Source organism: Selenomonas sp. oral taxon 920, from assembly GCF_001717585.1.
Taxonomy (GTDB): Bacteria; Bacillota; Negativicutes; order Selenomonadales; family Selenomonadaceae; genus Centipeda.
This window is the reverse complement of sequence record NZ_CP017042.1, coordinates 172,509-188,540: the sequence shown is the minus strand read 5'-3', so window position 1 is coordinate 188,540 and position 16,032 is coordinate 172,509. Positions and strand designations below refer to the sequence as shown.

14 protein-coding genes and 1 tRNA gene are annotated in these 16,032 nt (G+C 59.3%); 12 read left to right on the top strand and 3 right to left on the bottom strand.

The window, feature by feature from the left end:
* Window positions 1–3 precede the first annotated feature (3 nt).
* From BCS37_RS00830 to BCS37_RS00800, 7 genes are all read left to right on the top strand, one after another.
* Window positions 4–837, top strand: coding sequence for a TPM domain-containing protein (locus BCS37_RS00830; RefSeq protein ID WP_069179701.1), 834 nt, complete (start codon window positions 4–6; stop codon window positions 835–837).
* A gap of 11 nt (window positions 838–848) precedes the next feature.
* Window positions 849–1,961 carry a zinc finger domain-containing protein gene (locus tag BCS37_RS00825; protein ID WP_069179700.1) on the top strand — a complete coding sequence of 371 codons (1,113 nt, stop codon included), beginning with the start codon at window positions 849–851 and terminating at the stop codon, window positions 1,959–1,961.
* 13 nt (window positions 1,962–1,974) lie between these two features.
* Window positions 1,975–3,291, top strand: a complete 1,317-nt coding sequence (locus tag BCS37_RS00820) for a TPM domain-containing protein (RefSeq protein WP_069179699.1) — start codon at window positions 1,975–1,977, stop codon at window positions 3,289–3,291.
* 8 nt (window positions 3,292–3,299) lie between these two features.
* Complete coding sequence (locus BCS37_RS00815; RefSeq protein ID WP_069181509.1) at window positions 3,300–4,412, top strand: hypothetical protein; 1,113 nt, start codon at window positions 3,300–3,302, stop codon at window positions 4,410–4,412.
* Between the two features lie 12 nt (window positions 4,413–4,424).
* The gene (locus BCS37_RS00810) at window positions 4,425–5,246 is read left to right on the top strand and encodes a TPM domain-containing protein (RefSeq protein ID WP_069179698.1); all 822 of its coding nucleotides are present in this window, start codon (window positions 4,425–4,427) and stop codon (window positions 5,244–5,246) included.
* Window positions 5,247–5,259: 13 nt separating this feature from the next.
* Window positions 5,260–5,832, top strand: a complete 573-nt coding sequence (locus BCS37_RS00805) for a hypothetical protein (RefSeq protein ID WP_069179697.1) — start codon at window positions 5,260–5,262, stop codon at window positions 5,830–5,832.
* A gap of 599 nt (window positions 5,833–6,431) precedes the next feature.
* The gene (locus BCS37_RS00800; protein ID WP_069179696.1) at window positions 6,432–6,920 is read left to right on the top strand and encodes a methylated-DNA--[protein]-cysteine S-methyltransferase; all 489 of its coding nucleotides are present in this window, start codon (window positions 6,432–6,434) and stop codon (window positions 6,918–6,920) included.
* Window positions 6,921–6,972: 52 nt separating this feature from the next.
* On the opposite strand, the gene BCS37_RS00795 is transcribed toward BCS37_RS00800, so the two are convergent.
* Window positions 6,973–8,448, bottom strand: coding sequence for a DUF2828 family protein (locus BCS37_RS00795; protein ID WP_237142719.1), 1,476 nt, complete (start codon window positions 8,446–8,448; stop codon window positions 6,973–6,975).
* A gap of 303 nt (window positions 8,449–8,751) precedes the next feature.
* Window positions 8,752–9,315, bottom strand: coding sequence for an acyl-CoA thioesterase (locus BCS37_RS00790; RefSeq protein WP_069179694.1), 564 nt, complete (start codon window positions 9,313–9,315; stop codon window positions 8,752–8,754).
* 160 nt (window positions 9,316–9,475) lie between these two features.
* Here BCS37_RS00790 and BCS37_RS00785 point away from each other — a divergent pair, with 160 nt between their 5' ends.
* The 5 genes from BCS37_RS00785 to BCS37_RS00765 all read left to right on the top strand — a co-directional run bounded on the left by BCS37_RS00785 (window position 9,476) and on the right by BCS37_RS00765 (window position 14,374).
* The gene (locus BCS37_RS00785; RefSeq protein WP_069179693.1) at window positions 9,476–11,233 is read left to right on the top strand and encodes a 1-deoxy-D-xylulose-5-phosphate synthase; all 1,758 of its coding nucleotides are present in this window, start codon (window positions 9,476–9,478) and stop codon (window positions 11,231–11,233) included.
* Window positions 11,234–11,236: 3 nt separating this feature from the next.
* Window positions 11,237–11,788 (top strand): NAD(P)H-dependent oxidoreductase, encoded by a 552-nt coding sequence (locus BCS37_RS00780; RefSeq protein WP_069179692.1) that lies wholly within the window; start codon window positions 11,237–11,239, stop codon window positions 11,786–11,788.
* 148 nt (window positions 11,789–11,936) lie between these two features.
* Window positions 11,937–13,694, top strand: coding sequence for a 1-deoxy-D-xylulose-5-phosphate synthase (locus tag BCS37_RS00775; protein ID WP_069179691.1), 1,758 nt, complete (start codon window positions 11,937–11,939; stop codon window positions 13,692–13,694).
* Between the two features lie 54 nt (window positions 13,695–13,748).
* Window positions 13,749–13,824: transfer RNA gene (locus BCS37_RS00770), tRNA-Ala, on the top strand.
* A 61-nt stretch (window positions 13,825–13,885) separates the two neighbouring features.
* On the top strand, window positions 13,886–14,374 hold the full coding sequence (locus tag BCS37_RS00765; protein ID WP_069179690.1) for a pyridoxamine 5'-phosphate oxidase family protein: 489 nt from the start codon (window positions 13,886–13,888) through the stop codon (window positions 14,372–14,374).
* A 157-nt stretch (window positions 14,375–14,531) separates the two neighbouring features.
* On the opposite strand, the gene BCS37_RS00760 is transcribed toward BCS37_RS00765, so the two are convergent.
* Window positions 14,532–15,959, bottom strand: a complete 1,428-nt coding sequence (locus tag BCS37_RS00760; RefSeq protein ID WP_069179689.1) for an aldehyde dehydrogenase family protein — start codon at window positions 15,957–15,959, stop codon at window positions 14,532–14,534.
* Window positions 15,960–16,032 lie beyond the last annotated feature (73 nt).

Genomic DNA, 16,032 nt, shown 5'->3' with positions numbered 1-16,032 from the left:
GCGATGTTTACGAAAAATAAGAAAAGCCTCAGTGCACTCCTTGCCCTCCTCCTTCTCCTCTGCACTGCGTCCGTCGCCCTCGCCGTGCCGAAGCAGGCACCGCCGCCGAAGGCGCAGACACAGGAGCAGGGCATCGGCGCGGATCGCGTCATCGACGAGGCGGAGATTCTCACGGACAGTGAGGAAAAGGAACTTGATGCGAAAATTGCCACAATCGAGCAGTCGCATAAGGTACGCATCCTGATCGGCACGATGAAGAGTACGGACGGCACGCCGCTCGGCAAGATCGCGAACAACGTGGTCGACCAGATCCCTGCCGACAACGGCACCATCGTCCTCCTCCTCTCGATGAAGGAGCGCGACTGGTACATCTCCACCGACAACAAGATGCGCGCGCGCATCACCGACGGCAAGGGCGTCGAGTACCTCTCAGGCGAATTTCTCCCCGATCTGAAGGAGGGCAAGTACGCCGCCGCATTCACCACATTTGCGGCAACCACGGACGAGATGCTGACCTACTACGAGAAGGAAGGCGAGCCGTACGATCCCGCCAATGCCTTTAACCTCATGGCACTCGGCATCGCTCTCGCGTGTGCGCTCATCCTCGGCGGCACCATCTACTATGTGCTGTACGAGTATGAGAGCAACGTCAGGTCCGCCGCCGAGGCGGATGCCTACCTGAACCACGACAGCTTCCGGCTCACGCAGGACGAGGACAACTTCCTCTATACCACCGTCACACGTCGGACCAAGGAAAAGAAGGAATCCTCCTCTGGCTCCAATGTCAGCACCTCCAGCAGCGACTCGAGCCACGGCGGCGGCGGCGGAAAGTTTTAGGATGCAACCCTATGGCAGATACAAGCGTCAGCTACAAATGTCCCAAATGCGGTGCCCCGCTCACCTTCCTCCCGGGGCACAATCATGTGACCTGCGCGTTTTGCGATGCCAAGATCAGCATTGCCGAGATGGATGCCCTCTATGCACAGAAAGAGGCGCAGACGGCAGAGAAGGCGGAGGAAAAAGAAGCGCAGTGGAACACCGAGAACGCAGGCAGCGCATGGGACGGAGCCGAAACGGCGAACATGATGATCCAGACCTGCTCCTCCTGCGGTGCGGAGCTCGTCTCCGACGGCAACACCATGGCGACCCAGTGCGCCTACTGCGGCAGCCCGAACATGATCCCGCGCCGCTTCGACGGCATGCTGCGCCCCGACTATGTCATTCCATTCAAGAAGACGAAGGAAGACGCCGTCGCTGCGCTCAAGGAGTTCTACAAGGGGAAAAAACTGCTCCCGAAGGCGTTCCGCGACGAGAACCGCATCAAGGAGATCCAGTCCATGTACGTCCCCTTCTGGCTCTTCGACGCGCAGGTAAGCGCCAGCATGGACTTCAGCGCGGAAACGAGGAGTCGGCGCGATACGGCGGACGAGATCATCATCGAGACCAGCCACTACCGCTGCGAGCGCAGCGGCGAGATGACGTTCCGCGGCATCCCCGTCGACGCGAGCAAACGCATGGACGACAAGTACATGGACAGCATCGAGCCGTTCGACTACAGCGACCTCCGCCCCTTCTCCGCTGCGTATTTCACGGGACACCTCGCCGACAAATTCGATGTCGATGTCAAGGAATCCCTGCCGCGCGCCGACACGCGCCTCACGGCGAGCGTCATCCACGCGCTGAGCAAAACCGTCAGCGGCTATACCTGCACCGCCCCGAGCGGCAGCTCGAAGATCCGAAAGCAGTCGGGCGATGTCTGCTACGCCATGATGCCCGTCTGGATCCTCACCACGAACTATCAGGGCAAGCCCTACACCTTCATGATGAACGGACAGACCGGCAAATTCGTCGGTGCGGATCTCCCCAAGGATACATTCAAGGAGTACGTCTACCCGCTCATCCCGTCCGCCCTCGTCTTCGCCGTCCTCTTCTGGCTCGGCTGGCTCATGTTTGATCTATAGGGGGGGCGGCATAATGATAAACGAAATGAAATATGGACGCAGCACACTCCTCGCCGTGCTCCTCCTCTGCCTCAGCATCTTTGTCCTCGCCGTCCCCAAAGCGGCAGATGCAGCGGGCATCGGAAACGCACGCGTCATCGACGAGATGAACCTCCTCTCCGATGCCGAGGTGCAAAAACTCGATGCGCAGCTCGCGGCAGTGGAACGGACACACCGCATCCGCATCCTCGCGGCAATCGTCGGTGATTGGAAAGACAAACCGCTGAAGCCGCTCGCGGAGAACATCATCAAGACCATCGCCCCCGGCGGTGAACGCGGCGCAGTCCTGCTCCTCCTTTCGCCCGAAAACAACACCTACTACGTCGCCACGGATACAAGGCTCGCCACGCGCATTACCGACGAGGGCATTGAGCACCTCACGGAGAAATTCCTGCCCGCCTTCGAGAGCAAGAAATACGCCGATATGTTCACGGCATTTGGTCAAGTCGCGGGCGAAATGCTCACCTACTACGAGAAGGAAGGCAAGCCCTTCACCACGGGCGGCGCACTCAGTGCCGTTGCACGTGCAGTCGCAGCTGGGGGGACACAGACAGGGGATGCGGGACTGGGTGCTTTGCGCGTGATCGACGAGTCCGACCTCATCACCGATGCCGAGGAGCAGGCACTCGACGCGAAGCTCGCCGCATATGAACAGGCGCACGGCATTCGCATCCTCATCGGCACGGTCAAAAACACACACAAACAGGTGCTTGGCAAGGTCGCCAATGCCGTTGTCGACCGCATCGCGGACGGCGGCGCAAACGGCACCATCGTCCTCCTCCTCGCACCGAAGGAGCGCGACTTCTACATCTCCACTGACAACAAGATGCGCGTGCGCATCACCGACGACAGAGGCATCGAACACCTCGCCGACAAGTTCGTCCCCTCCCTGAAGGAGAACAAATACGCCGAGGGATTCACCGCATTTGCCGCCGCCGTGGATGAGATGGTGACCTACTACGAGAAGGAAGGCAAACCATTCAATCCCGATGCCTTCCTGCTCACCATCGTCACCCTCGTCGGTGCGCTGATCCCTGCTGCCATCGTTTACTGGTTCATCCTTGCCAATCTCTCGGACAGCATGTTCAGTGTCCGAAGTGCCCACGAGGCAGACGACTACGTCGAGCGCGGCAGCTTCCGCCTCACACACCGAGAGGACGTCTTCCTCCGCACCACAGAGTCCCGTGAGACGAAGCACAAGGAGACATCCTCCTCCTCGTCCTCCTCGGGTTCCTATATCTCCACCTCCAGCCGCGACGAAAGCCACGGCGGCGGCGGCGGGAAGTACTAGAGATGCCTATGCCCGATACAAGCGTCAGCTGCAAATGCCCCAAATGCGGTGCGCCGCTCACCTTCCTCCCCGGACGGAGCCACGTCACCTGCGAATTCTGCGATGCCAAGATCAGCATCGCAGAGATGGATGCCCTCTTTGCGCAGAAGCAGGAAAAGGCAGTGGATGCGGCCGAGAAAAAAGAGGCGCAGTGGAACACCGAGAGAGAACGCAGCACATGGGATGATGCCGAAACGGCACACATGATGATCCAGACCTGCTCCTCCTGCGGTGCAGAGCTCGTCTCTGACGGCAACACCATGGCGACCGAGTGCGCCTACTGCGGCAGCCCGAACATGATCCCGCGCCGCTTCGACGGCATGCTGCGCCCCGACTTCGTCATTCCATTCAAGAAGACGAAGGAGGAGGCAATCGCCGCACTCACGGAGTTCTACAAGGGAAAGCGTCTGCTCCCGAAGGAATTCCGCGACGAAAACCGCGTCAAAGAAATCCAGTCCATGTACGTCCCCTTCTGGCTGTTCGACGCACATGTGAGCGTCGATGCAAATTTCAATGCGGAGCGCAGGAGCACCCGCGAAACAACGAATGAGACCGTCACCGAAACATCCCACTACCGCTGCGAGCGCAGCGGCGAGATGACATTCGACGGAATCCCCGTCGATGCCAGCAAGCGCATGGACGATTCCTTCATGGACAGCATCGAGCCGTTCGACTACAAGGAGCTCGTTCCCTTCTCCGCCGCATATTTCACAGGGCATCTCGCGGACAAGTACGATGTCGACGTGAAGGAATCCCTGCCGCGTGCGGACAGCCGTCTCGCCGCGAGTGCCTCCTGGGTGCTCTCCACCAGCGTCAAAGACTACAGCAACGTCACCCCCGAGGGCGCGCCGCTGATCCGCAAGGAAGAGGGGAATGTCCGCTATGCGATGCTGCCCGTCTGGATCCTCACCACGAATTACAAAGGCAAGCCCTACACCTTCATGATGAACGGACAGACCGGCAAAGTCGTCAGCTCCTCGCTGCCGCGGGACGAGTTCAAGGAACGCTATTACCCCCTCGTGCCCGCCGTCCTCGTCTTTCTCATCACCTGCTACATCGGCTGGCTGATCTTGGACTGGTAGGAGGTGCGGCACATGACAATCGAAAAAAAATCACGATACAGCCCCATTCTCGTCCTGCTCCTCCTCTGCCTCAGCCTTTTCATCCTCACCGTACCAAGGGCGGCGGATGCCTCTGACATCGGAAACGCACGCGTGATCGACGAGGCGGATCTCCTCACCGATGCCGAGGAGCAGGAACTCGATGCCAGGATCGCCGCGTTTGAGAAAGCACACGGCGTGCGCATCCTCGTCGGCAACATCAAGGACACGCACGGACAGGTGCTCGGCGAGATCGCCAATGCGGTCGTCGACCGCATCGCGGACGGCGGTGCAAACGGCACGATCGTCTTCCTCCTCACGCCGAAAGACCGCAACTTCTACATCTCCACCGACAACAAGATGCGCCAGCGCATCACCGATGAGTACGGCATCGAGCACCTCGCAGACAACTTCGTTCCCGAGCTCAAGGACAATGAATACGGCAAGGCATACACCGCATTTGCCGTCACCGTGGACGAGATGCTGACCTACTACGAAAGGAAGGGCAAACCCTACATCCCCCTCGATCCGTGGGCGATCGTCGGGATTCTCGGCACGGCTCTTCTCCTCGCAGCGGTCGTCCACCACGCCATCTCCTCTCACCTCGAGGAGGGAATGGAGACCACCGGGGATGCTGCCGGGGCAGATGACTACCTCTCATACAGCAGTGTCCATCTCACCTACAGCAAAGACATCTACATCCGCACCTCAGAATCCCGGCGGGCAAAATACGAGAAAAGAACCTCGTCCTCCGGTTCTCACATCACCACCTCCAGCAGTGACAGCGATCACGGCGGCGGCGGTGGAAAATACTAAAGGAGTGATTATCATGAAAACACGATTCCTCAGTCTTCTCTGCACCGCCCTGTTTGCCGCAGGCATCCTCCTCGGCGCAGCGACAGCATCGGCCCACGGCATGACCTATTGGGAAGCGACACTTGTCCTGGATGATACGGCTACGGGCGAGCAGAATCGACTGGAACCGCGCAAAGCTACACTCGCTGATGCCCGCAGGGCTATCGTCCGCGCAGGACTTGCCGACGACTACCAGAAGAAAGACTTCACAGGCGACGGGATGCGCTTCGTCACCTTTACCTTCAACGGTGCCGAACCCTTCGTCTTCCGCGCCGTCACAGGAGCGAAGGACACGCGCGACGCCGATGCGCTGACCGTGACGAGCTACGATGTCATGGGCAAGAGCGTCCGCACCCTCGGCGGTCTCTGCGTCGGAAAGAGCTACGAGGACATCGAAGAGATGTACGGCGAACCCTCCTCCTCCAAGACAAACGAGGACGGGCTCACCGCCTGCACATACGCATTTGATGACAAAGCCGCCGAACTCACCTTCGACATCGACGACGCTGGCATCATCCAGGCAATCCACTTCCGCACTGAGATCTGAGGAATCTCTGATAAAACGAAATTCTCCGGATTGGCCGCAGATTTTTTGTTCTGCCAAGGAAATAAACCGAATGCATAGTGGTGCTCTGTGGAGGATTTATTGACGATGGCAGATCGAAAAGATGCACCAAGACGACGGGACTGAATTTATCCAGTGCTTCCTTGGGTATTTGTACACACGAAAAGCCACCCAAATGCGGGTGGCTTTTTCATGCTTGATGGTCGCCGACCATTGAAAAAGCGCAGGCAAAACGCCCACGCCTTGCTGTGAAAGCACAAATTACCCGCGATGATTCAAATCTCTGCGTTCCATGTAAACGTGCTCTTGCCCGAACCGTTTGGTCCCGCAAAAACGATGATTTCAGGCTTCTTCTGCACGTTTTTCATCGTATCTCACCCGTATAGGCACGCGCTGCCCATCGCTCCTGATCTCATATTTGCCGACAAAAAGCAGGCAAAAAAGATACGCTAAGATGGTGCGGCCGAATTTATCAGTGCCTCCTTAACTATATCATATTTTGATTGAAACCACACGGGGGACTATCACAGCACAATGATTTCCTTTATAATAGAACTACATCAACTGACAGGAGAACGCCCATGATCTACACAGCACACTACGCCTCCCCGCTCGGCGGGATCACGCTCGCGAGTGACGGCATGGCACTCGCGGGGCTGTACTTCGACGGGGAGAGGGATTTCCCCGATCTTTCGACGGCACGCAAAAAAGACCTCCCCGTATTTGGAGAGGCCATGCGTTGGCTCGATTTGTATTTCGCCGGCAGGGAGCCGGACTTCAGCCCTGCGCTCAATCCTACAGGCACGGCGTTCCAACAGGCGGTGTGGGCGATCCTGCGGACGATCCCGTACGGCGAGACGACGACCTATGGCGCGATCGCACACCGCCTCGAAGAAGACACGGGGAAACGCATGTCTGCACAGGCGGTCGGCGGCGCAGTCGGACGCAACCCGATCTCCATCCTCATCCCCTGCCACCGCGTCATCGGAGCGGACGGCAGCCTCACGGGCTATGCGGGCGGACTGGACAAAAAGGAGTATTTGCTAGCGCTCGAAGGAGTAATCGAATAAGTTTCCCACACAAGAAAACGCAGCCCCGCGCGGAACTGCGTTTCTTTCGTCTCTATGCCTCAATCACCGCATACCGTTCACCGCACAGCACCTGCTTCATGTACTCGTACGGGGTAATGCGCCCATCGACGACCATAGAGAAGATGCTCGGACTGCAGCCAGAGACGAGCATGACGCCCTGCTCGTTCATCGTGACGGGCTGTTGACGGCTGCGGCTCTGGACGTTCCAAAACACGATGCGCGGCAGCGCATAGCCCGCCTCCGCGAACAGTTCCTTTGCCCGCTCAAAATTCGTCACGTCCGCGTCTACGGTACAGGCATCGAACTCCATGTCCGTGATGATGTAGAGCACGGAGGGCAGTTCCTCCTGCGGCACACGGTTCTTCACCGCTGCGCGCAGGAGGAGACGGAACACAGCTTCGAGGTTTGTGTTTGCCACCTCGTTAAAGCTTTTGCAGTAGTGCACACGCTCCACAATCGTCGCGCCCTTGATCTCGACAAGCCGCGGGTTCTGGGAAAATGTGATAAAGTGCCCATGAAACGCGCCCGTATTGCGCTCGGCGAAGTAGATGGCAAGCGAGAGCGCGACGCTGCTCGGCAGGGGGTTCCCGCCCCAGTACATCGAGCCGGAGCCGTCGAGCACGACGAGCGCATTCTCTCCATGCGTATAGTCGGACAGTGCACTCCATGTGACATCAAGGGTACGCGCCTCCTCTTTCGAGATTTGCGGTGTCACTGCTGCACTGAGCGGACGGATGATCTCATAGGGATAGAGCGTTCCCGTATGCAGATGCTCCTCACCATGCTCCACGCGTGACAGAAACGCCTTGTACCGCTCCACGTCGTTGCGCCAGAACGCCGCGCGGTACTTGAACATCGCCTTCGACGGCTGCTTTGCGTAGTCAAAGGTATAGTCCCTCGTGCGCAGGGCATTCTCGATGAGTGCAATGCGGCGGCGCAGACGGACAAGCATCCTGCGGTAGTCCGCCTCCCTCATCCCGAACAGGACCGCGAGCCGCCGCGCCTGTGCACGCGCCGCACGCGAGGAGGTATTGACGGACGGCAGCCACTTCGCGAGGAGGGAGACCGGCTTTTCCTCCCATGCGGCACGCAGGTCTTTTTCAAGCTGCGCGCGAATGAGGCGAACAGCGGCAGCCTCCAATGGCGTATCGAGGAGGACGAGCAGATCGTCCCAGCGACCGTATCCCGGAACGAATTTCAGATTCTTTTCGAGAGATGCGGGCGCAGCGAAGGCGAGATGGCGCAGCAGCAAGCGAAAGAGCCGCCGCTCGCCGAGTCCCCCGCGCACGTCACGCGCGTAGAAGAGTGTGCGCAGCGCATAAGTCGGATGCTCGGCAAAGGCGCGCGTGAAGCGCACGATGATCTCTGCCTCGCCTGCCTCCCGGAGCGCGCCTGCCGCCGCAAAGAAGTCAAGTGTGTCTGAACCGGAGCTTGCATACGTCGCGGCATCGTTCTCCGTCCGCGTATAGGTTCGGTTGCTCTCCTCTTTCAGCGCGTCCAGCATCATTCTCCCTCCTTCGCGCAAAATGCCCGACCCAGATGCACTGTGTCGGACAAATTCATTCACCGCGGCAAGCCGCGAACATATACGGACAAGATGCCGCGGACGGAAGCGACGCGCCGCCCCGTCCTGCGGGGTCGTCGAACCCCGCTGCTGTTTAAGAGACAGGTAAATTGCTGTTGGCATCTTTTGCAAGACACGATTGCACGCCGACGATCCCCATAGGGAATCCCTTCGTTGTTCCGCACATTGCTGTTCATGTCTTGCACTTATTGTAGCATAAACACCCCCTTATTTCAAGGAACGCTTCTACTTCTTCACTTCTTTTGCCGTATGTGCAGTGTGCGCCGCCTTTGTCTGCTGCGCAATGGCATCACAGACGCAGCCGCCCGTGGGCGTAACGGTACCGCGCTTGCGTGCCTTGTGCGCCTCGTAGCGGCGTTTGCCCTCCTCGAACGCGGCGCGTGCCTCCTCGGTATTGAGCGTGAGCGGCGGCACGGACTTCGGCCGTGCGTTGCGGTCCAGCGCGACCATGGTGAAGTACGCCGAGAGGCCGAGCTGCGGATCGCCGCCGTCGTCCAGATCCTCGACGATGACGTTGACGGCGACCTCCATCGAGCTGTGTCCGACATAGACAATGTCTGCCGTCACAACGACAAGGTCGCCGATGCGGATCGGCAGGTGGAACTCGAGCTCGTCCACGCGCGCTGTGACGACGTTCGAGCGCGCATAGCGCCGCGCCGCCGCGTACGCCGCTGAGTCCATCAGCTTCATAATCTCGCCGCCGTGCACGTTCCCGTTCGGGTTCGCCTGACTCGGCATCATGACCTCACTGATGACGATGCGGCTGTCCTTCATCTTGCATTCCTTCATTATATATCCCCCATCAAAATGTTTTTTATCGGAGCACCTACTCTACCACGCTTTGCTGAAAATAATCCGTTGCATTTGCTACGCTCCTTGACATTCACATATATTTCGGTGATATAATTCGCTTAGGGAAATGGAAAGCATACGGCAAAGGGGGATCTCTATGTATCTGGAAAAAATCACATCACCCGCCGATATCAAGGGGTACGGCGCAGCGGAGCGCAAGGCGCTCGCCGAGGAGATGCGCGGCGCACTCCTCAAACGCGCGAGCGTTCACGGCGGGCACTTCGGCCCGGACTTCGGCATCGTCGAGACGATCATCGCGCTGCATACGGTCTTTGACTCGCCCACGGACAAGATCGTCTACGATGTGTCGCACCAGTGCTACCCGCACAAGATGCTGACGGGGCGCGTGGAGGCATACATCGACGAGGACAAATACGGCGAGGTGTCGGGCTACACGAATCCAGAGGAGAGCCCGCACGACTTCTTCAACGTCGGGCACACGTCCACCTCGATCAGCCTTGCCTCGGGACTCGCCAAGGCACGCGACCTCGCGGGACGCAGGGAGAATATCATTGCGCTCATCGGCGACGGCTCCCTCTCGGGCGGTGAGGCGCTCGAGGGACTGAACGTCGTCGGCGAGATGGGCACGAACTTCATCATCGTGTTCAACGACAACGATCGATCGATTGCGGAGAACCACGGTGGGATGTATCGCGCGTTCAAAGAGCTGCGCGAGAGCGGCGGCAAGGAGGGCGACAACCTCTTCCGCGCGATGGGCCTCGACTACCGCTGCGTCGCAGACGGCAACGACTGCGAGGCACTGATCGCGGCATTCTCTGAGGTCAAGGATACGGCGAAGCCCGTTGTCGTCCACATCGTAACGCAGAAGGGCAAGGGTTACAAGTTCGCCGAGGAAGACCCAGAGACGTGGCACTATCGGTCCGCATTCGACATTGAGACGGGTGCGCTGAAGCATCCGTACACCGACCCGTATCAGGAGGCGACCAAGGACTTCCTCAAAGAGCAGGCAAAGACGAATCCGAACTTCGTCTTTCTCGCGGCCGGCACGATGGGCGGCATCGGACTCTCACCCAAGGATCGCGCGGAGCTCGGCAGTCACTATGTCGATGTGGGCATCGCCGAGGAGCACGCGGTCGCAATGGCATCTGGGCTCGCACGCGGCGGCGCACGCCCGATCTTCGGCACGTACAGCACATTCTTTCAGCGCGTCTACGATCAGATGGCGCAGGATGTCGCGATCAACAACAGCCCCGCTGTCTTCCTCTCCGTCGGCGCGTCGCTCTACTATATGAACGATGTGACGCACCTCGGCTTCTTCGACATCCCCATCTTTGCGAACATCCCGAACCTCGTCTTCCTCGCACCCGCGAGCCTCGACGAGTACAAGGAGGTACTGCGCTGGTCGGTCACGCAGACGGCGCATCCCGTTATGATCCGCATGCCGGTCGGCGGGTATGAGGAGAGCCCCTATGCCGTGCGCACAGACTACAGCGACCTCAACAAGTATCAGGTCGTACAGGAGGGCGCGGAGGTCGCACTGATCGGGGCCGGCAATTTTGCAGCTCTTGCAAGCGCTGCCGCCGTACAGCTCGAGGCGGAGGGCATTCACGCGACCGTCGTCAATCCGATCTTTCTCTCGGGTCTCGACACCATCCTCCTTGACCGTCTCAAGGAAAAGCACCGCCTCATCCTCACACTCGAGGACGGCATCCTCGACGGCGGCTTCGGGCAGAAGATCGCCGCGTACTACGGCATGAACGCACATATCCGGGTACGCTGCTGCGGGCTCTCAAAGGAGTTCCACGACCGCTACAGTGCATCCGAACTCGCACGGGAGTATCACCTCACTGCCGAACAGATCGCAGCGGATACGCTCTTTGCATTGAAAGGATAATCTATGAAAAACGTTCTCATCGTCTCAGGACATCCCGACCTCGCAAGCGACTCATTCGCGAACAAGATCATCCTCGCCGATCTGGCGAAGCAGCTGCCAAGCGCCGTCATCGACGACCTCAGTGCGCTCTATCCGGACTACCGCATCGACGTTCCGGCGGAGCAGGACAAACTCCGGAATGCGGACATCATCGTTCTGCAGTTCCCGATCTTCTGGTACAGCATGCCGGCACTGCTCGCAAAGTGGATGGAGGATGTCTTCGTGCGCGGCTTCTCGCACGGCTCGCAGGGCAAGGCACTCGTGGGCAAGAAACTCGTGCTGTCCTTTACCACGGGCGCACCTGAGAGCGCATATGACGCGGCATTCCCCGTGGATGCGCTGACGGGACGCTTTGTTCAGACGGCAGGGCTCACGGGCATGATCTACGAGGGCTATGTCTACACGGGCGGTGTCTCCTACGCCGACCGCACCGATCCCGCGCGCGCCGCCGATATGACAGCCGTGTCGCACGCGCATGCAAAACGCCTCGCGGAAAAGATTGCCTCCCTGATGTAGTTTCGCTGTTTCACAGACCTCGGAGCCACGCGCTCCGAGGTTTTTGTCTGCCTATGTGCGGAACGTTTTGAATTTTATCGGCGTTTTGTTAGAATTTATGTTATAATGAGACCCGAGTATTATCATATGTCAATGGAGGGCTTTCCCCTTGTATCTTGAAACGATCCACGAACCTGCGGACATGCGAGGCTACACGGCGGAGCAGCGCCGCGCCCTCGCCCGCGAGATGCGCGATGCGCTCATCCGGCGCACGAGCTGTATCGGCGGGCACATCGGTCCGAACCTCGGCATCATCGAGGCGACCATCGCACTCCACACGGTCTTTGATTCCCCGCGCGACAAGATCGTCTTCGATGTGTCCCACCAGTGCTACCCGCACAAAATGCTCACAGGACGCGCCCATGCGTACATAGACGAGGCGCAGTACAGCGATGTCTCCGGCTTTACAAATACAGACGAAAGCACACACGACATCTTCAACATCGGGCACACATCGACCGCGATCAGCCTCGCCTCCGGACTTGCGAAGGCACGCGATCTTGCGGGCGGCTCAGAAAATATCGTCGCCCTGATCGGCGACGGCTCCATGTCGGGCGGCGAGGCACTCGAGGGGCTGAATACCGTCGGCGAGCTTGGGACGAACTTTATCATCGTGTTCAACGACAACGACCAGTCCATCTCCGAGAACCACGGCGGGATGTACCGTAAATTCAGAGAGCTGCGCGAGACGGGCGGGACAGCCCCCGACAATCTCTTTCGCGCAATGGGTCTCTCCTACCGCTACGTCGCAGACGGCAATGACACGGAGGCACTGATCGCCGCGTTCTCCGAGGTCAAGGATACGACAAAGCCCGTTGTCGTTCATATCGTCACGCACAAGGGAAAGGGGCTCTCCTTCGCCGAGGACGATCCTGAGGGCTGGCACCGTCACGCCCCCTTTCATATCGAGAGCGGCATCGCCAAGAAGGCCACTGTACCCGATCCGTATGCTGCCGCAACGGTTGACTTTGTGCTCGAAACCGCGCGGAAGAATCCGAACTTCGTCTATCTCTCGGCGGGCATTGTCGGCGGCATCAACCTCTCGCCTGCCGACCGTACCGCGCTCGGCAGGCAGTACGTCGACGTAGGCATCGCCGAGGAACACGCCGTCGCGATGGCATCGGGACTGGCGCGCGGCGGTGCGCGGCCGATCTTCGGCACGTACAGCAGCTTCTTTCAGCGCACCTATGACCAGATGGCGCAGGATGTCTGTGTCAACCGCAGCCCCGCCGTCTTTCTCGCAACGGGCACGTCGCTCTACCGCTCGACCGACGTGACGCACCTCGGCTTCTACGATATCTCAATCTTCTCAAACATCCCGAATCTCGTCTACCTTGCGCCGACGAGCGTGGAGGAGCACATCGCCGTCCTGCGGTGGGCGGTGGAGCAAACCGAGCACCCTGTCATGATTCGCATGCCCTTCTCAGGCTGCACAGAAAACCCCTATCCCGTACGTACGGACTACGGCGATCTGAACAAGTCCATCGTTGTGCGCGAGGGGGCGGACGTCCTTCTCATCGGCGTCGGCAACTTCGCCGTACTCGCATCCGAGGCGGCAGACGAACTCGCACGCAAGGGAATCCGCGCGACCGTCGTGAACCCTCTCTACCTCTCGGGACTGGACACGGCGCTGCTCAACTCCCTCGCCAAGAACCACAGCCTCATCCTCACCCTCGAGGACGGGATTGTAGAGGGCGGTTTTGGTCAGAAGGTGTCGTCCTTCTATGGAGAGAAGGGAGGCGTACGCGTCATGAACTACGGGCTGCCGAAACAGTTCTTCAACCGTTACAAACCCGATGAGCTTGCACGCACGTATCACCTCACCGCGCCTCAGATCGCGGCAGATGTACTGCGGGAGATGCGGTGAAAAAACCGCTTGCATTTTTCTCATCGGCGCGTTATAATGTCCCATGTCAGTCACGGGGACGTAGCTCAGCTGGGAGAGCACCAGGTTCGCAATCTGGGGGTCGAGAGTTCAATCCTCTTCGTCTCCACCATCTTGATCTTTCGCGGAGGAATCCATTCGGATCTCCTCCGTTTTTGATATGGAGGTACATGATGTTCTACAAGATGCGCCGCAAGGCACAGGAACTTTCATTCGAGGAGACCGAGGCCGTGCTTCTGCGCGGAACGTCGGGCATCCTGGCGCTTGCAGGCGACAAGGCGTTCCCCTACGCCGTTCCCCTCAGCTACGTCTACGACGGCGAGCACATCTATTTCCACAGCGCGCTCACGGGGCATAAGATCGACGCGATCCGTCAAAACCCGAACGCCTCCTTCGCCGTCATCGATCAGGACGAGGTCATTCCCGAGAAATACACGAGTGCCTACCGCAGCGTCATCGTCTTTGGCAGCGTCCGCATCATCGAGGACGAGGAGGAGAAACTCGCCTCGATCCGAAAGCTTGCTGTCCGCTACGCGCCCAACAATACCGAGCAGCGCCACACAGACGAGATCGAACGCCAATGGGATCGCTTCTGTATGCTCGAGATGAGCATCGCACACATGACTGGCAAAGAGGGGCGCGTCCTCGCAGAGAAGCGATAAACGCGCATACATGTTTGTTCTGCCGGCGCTGTTCATTCTCGCCGCCATGAATGCAAAAGAATCCCCCGCCTGAGTTCAGGGACTCAGACGGGGGATTCTTTTCTCAGGGTTTCCCTGCGCTGCTGCGGTAATCACTTGATAAAATTTATCCGTTCCCTCAGCCCTTAACATTCAGCACGATCAGCTTCTCCTCGGTGAGCTCGCGGATGGCGTAGGCGGGCCCCTCGCGGCCGATGCCGCTGTCCTTGACGCCGCCATAGGGCATATTGTCCATGCGGAAGGTCGCGCCGTCGCCGATGATCACGCCGCCTACTTCCAGATTCTCGGCGCAGTAGTTCGCGACGGCGAGGGAGTGCGTGAAGACACCGGCCTGCAGTCCGTATCGCGTATCGTTGACCGCCGCGACTGCTTCCTCGATGGTATCATAGGGGATGATGCTGAATACGGGCGCAAAGGTCTCCGCCGAGACGACCTTCATCGCAGGCGTGACATCCGTGAGCACGGTCGGCTCGTAGAATGCACCCGTACGATTTCCGCCCGTGAGGACACGTGCGCCCTCATCCTCTGCCTCATCCACCCACTCCTCGATGCGCTCCGCCTCACGCTCGGAGATCATCGGTCCGATCTGCGTGTGCACATCCATGAGATCACCGCTTTGGAAATTCCGCGCTGCCTCCACTGCCGCCTGACAGAATTCCTCATAGATGCTGCGCGATACGTAGACACGCTGACAGGAGATGCAGACCTGCCCCGCATTCACAAACGCATGGCGCGCGCAGTGCTCGGCGACCCATGTGACATCATCCACATCCTCGTGCACGATATTCGCAGAGTTCGAGCCAAGCTCCAAGGAGATGCGGCGAAAGCCCACTGCCTCGTGGAGTGCCTTGCCGACGGGAACGCTGCCTGTAAACGAGAACATCCGAATGCGCTCATCCGCCGTGAGCAGACGCCCGATCTTGCTGCCCGCGCCGTAGACGAGGTTGAGACAGCCCGCAGGAAGTCCCGCCTCCTGAAAGACTTCGCACAGCAGGGACGCTGTGAGCGGCGTTGCAGAGGCGGGCTTGTAGACGACGGTATTGCCCGCCGCAAGCGCAGGACCGATCTTGTGCGCAGCGAGATTCACGGGGAAGTTGAACGGCGTGATCGCGCAGACAACACCGAGCGGACGGCGGATGGTGAACGCCATGTGCCCCGCGCAGCCCGGTGCACCCGCGAGTGGTACCGTATCTCCGCGCAGGCGCTTCGCCTCCTCTGCCGAGAGGATCAGCGTCTGGTAGGCGCGGTCAATCTCGCCGCGCGCATCGCGTATGGGTTTTCCCGCCTCGGCAGACAGTGCCGTTGCAAACTCCTCGCGCCGCTCGTGCATAAGGTTCGCCGCACGCATGATGATCTCGTAGCGCTCGTAGGGGCTGAGCTGCACTTCACGAAAGGCGCGCTCTGCCGCGTCCACCGCCGCGCGCACCTGCTTTTCATCTGCCGTCCAAATCTCGGCAATCATCTCGCCCGTCGCCTTGTTATGGACGGGCATCGTCTCCTCGCCCGCGACGCGCCTGCCGCCAATCAGCATATGAATCGACTGCATGGTATCGTCCTCCTTGCGTGTCTGTTTTTTCTCAATTATACGACGCACGCGCGAAACTCGCAAGTGAAATACA

What these genes read in the sequence shown, in the direction of transcription:
- BCS37_RS00830 (WP_069179701.1), top strand. Translation starts at nt 4, where the DNA reads ATGTTTACGAAAAATAAGAAAAGCCTCAGTGCACTCCTTGCCCTCCTC.
- BCS37_RS00825 (WP_069179700.1), top strand. Translation starts at nt 849, where the DNA reads ATGGCAGATACAAGCGTCAGCTACAAATGTCCCAAATGCGGTGCCCCG.
- BCS37_RS00820 (WP_069179699.1), top strand. Translation starts at nt 1,975, where the DNA reads ATGATAAACGAAATGAAATATGGACGCAGCACACTCCTCGCCGTGCTC.
- BCS37_RS00815 (WP_069181509.1), top strand. Translation starts at nt 3,300, where the DNA reads ATGCCCGATACAAGCGTCAGCTGCAAATGCCCCAAATGCGGTGCGCCG.
- BCS37_RS00810 (WP_069179698.1), top strand. Translation starts at nt 4,425, where the DNA reads ATGACAATCGAAAAAAAATCACGATACAGCCCCATTCTCGTCCTGCTC.
- BCS37_RS00805 (WP_069179697.1), top strand. Translation starts at nt 5,260, where the DNA reads ATGAAAACACGATTCCTCAGTCTTCTCTGCACCGCCCTGTTTGCCGCA.
- BCS37_RS00800 (WP_069179696.1), top strand. Translation starts at nt 6,432, where the DNA reads ATGATCTACACAGCACACTACGCCTCCCCGCTCGGCGGGATCACGCTC.
- BCS37_RS00795 (WP_237142719.1), bottom strand. Translation starts at nt 8,448, where the DNA reads ATGATGCTGGACGCGCTGAAAGAGGAGAGCAACCGAACCTATACGCGG.
- BCS37_RS00790 (WP_069179694.1), bottom strand. Translation starts at nt 9,315, where the DNA reads ATGAAGGAATGCAAGATGAAGGACAGCCGCATCGTCATCAGTGAGGTC.
- BCS37_RS00785 (WP_069179693.1), top strand. Translation starts at nt 9,476, where the DNA reads ATGTATCTGGAAAAAATCACATCACCCGCCGATATCAAGGGGTACGGC.
- BCS37_RS00780 (WP_069179692.1), top strand. Translation starts at nt 11,237, where the DNA reads ATGAAAAACGTTCTCATCGTCTCAGGACATCCCGACCTCGCAAGCGAC.
- BCS37_RS00765 (WP_069179690.1), top strand. Translation starts at nt 13,886, where the DNA reads ATGTTCTACAAGATGCGCCGCAAGGCACAGGAACTTTCATTCGAGGAG.
- BCS37_RS00760 (WP_069179689.1), bottom strand. Translation starts at nt 15,959, where the DNA reads ATGCAGTCGATTCATATGCTGATTGGCGGCAGGCGCGTCGCGGGCGAG.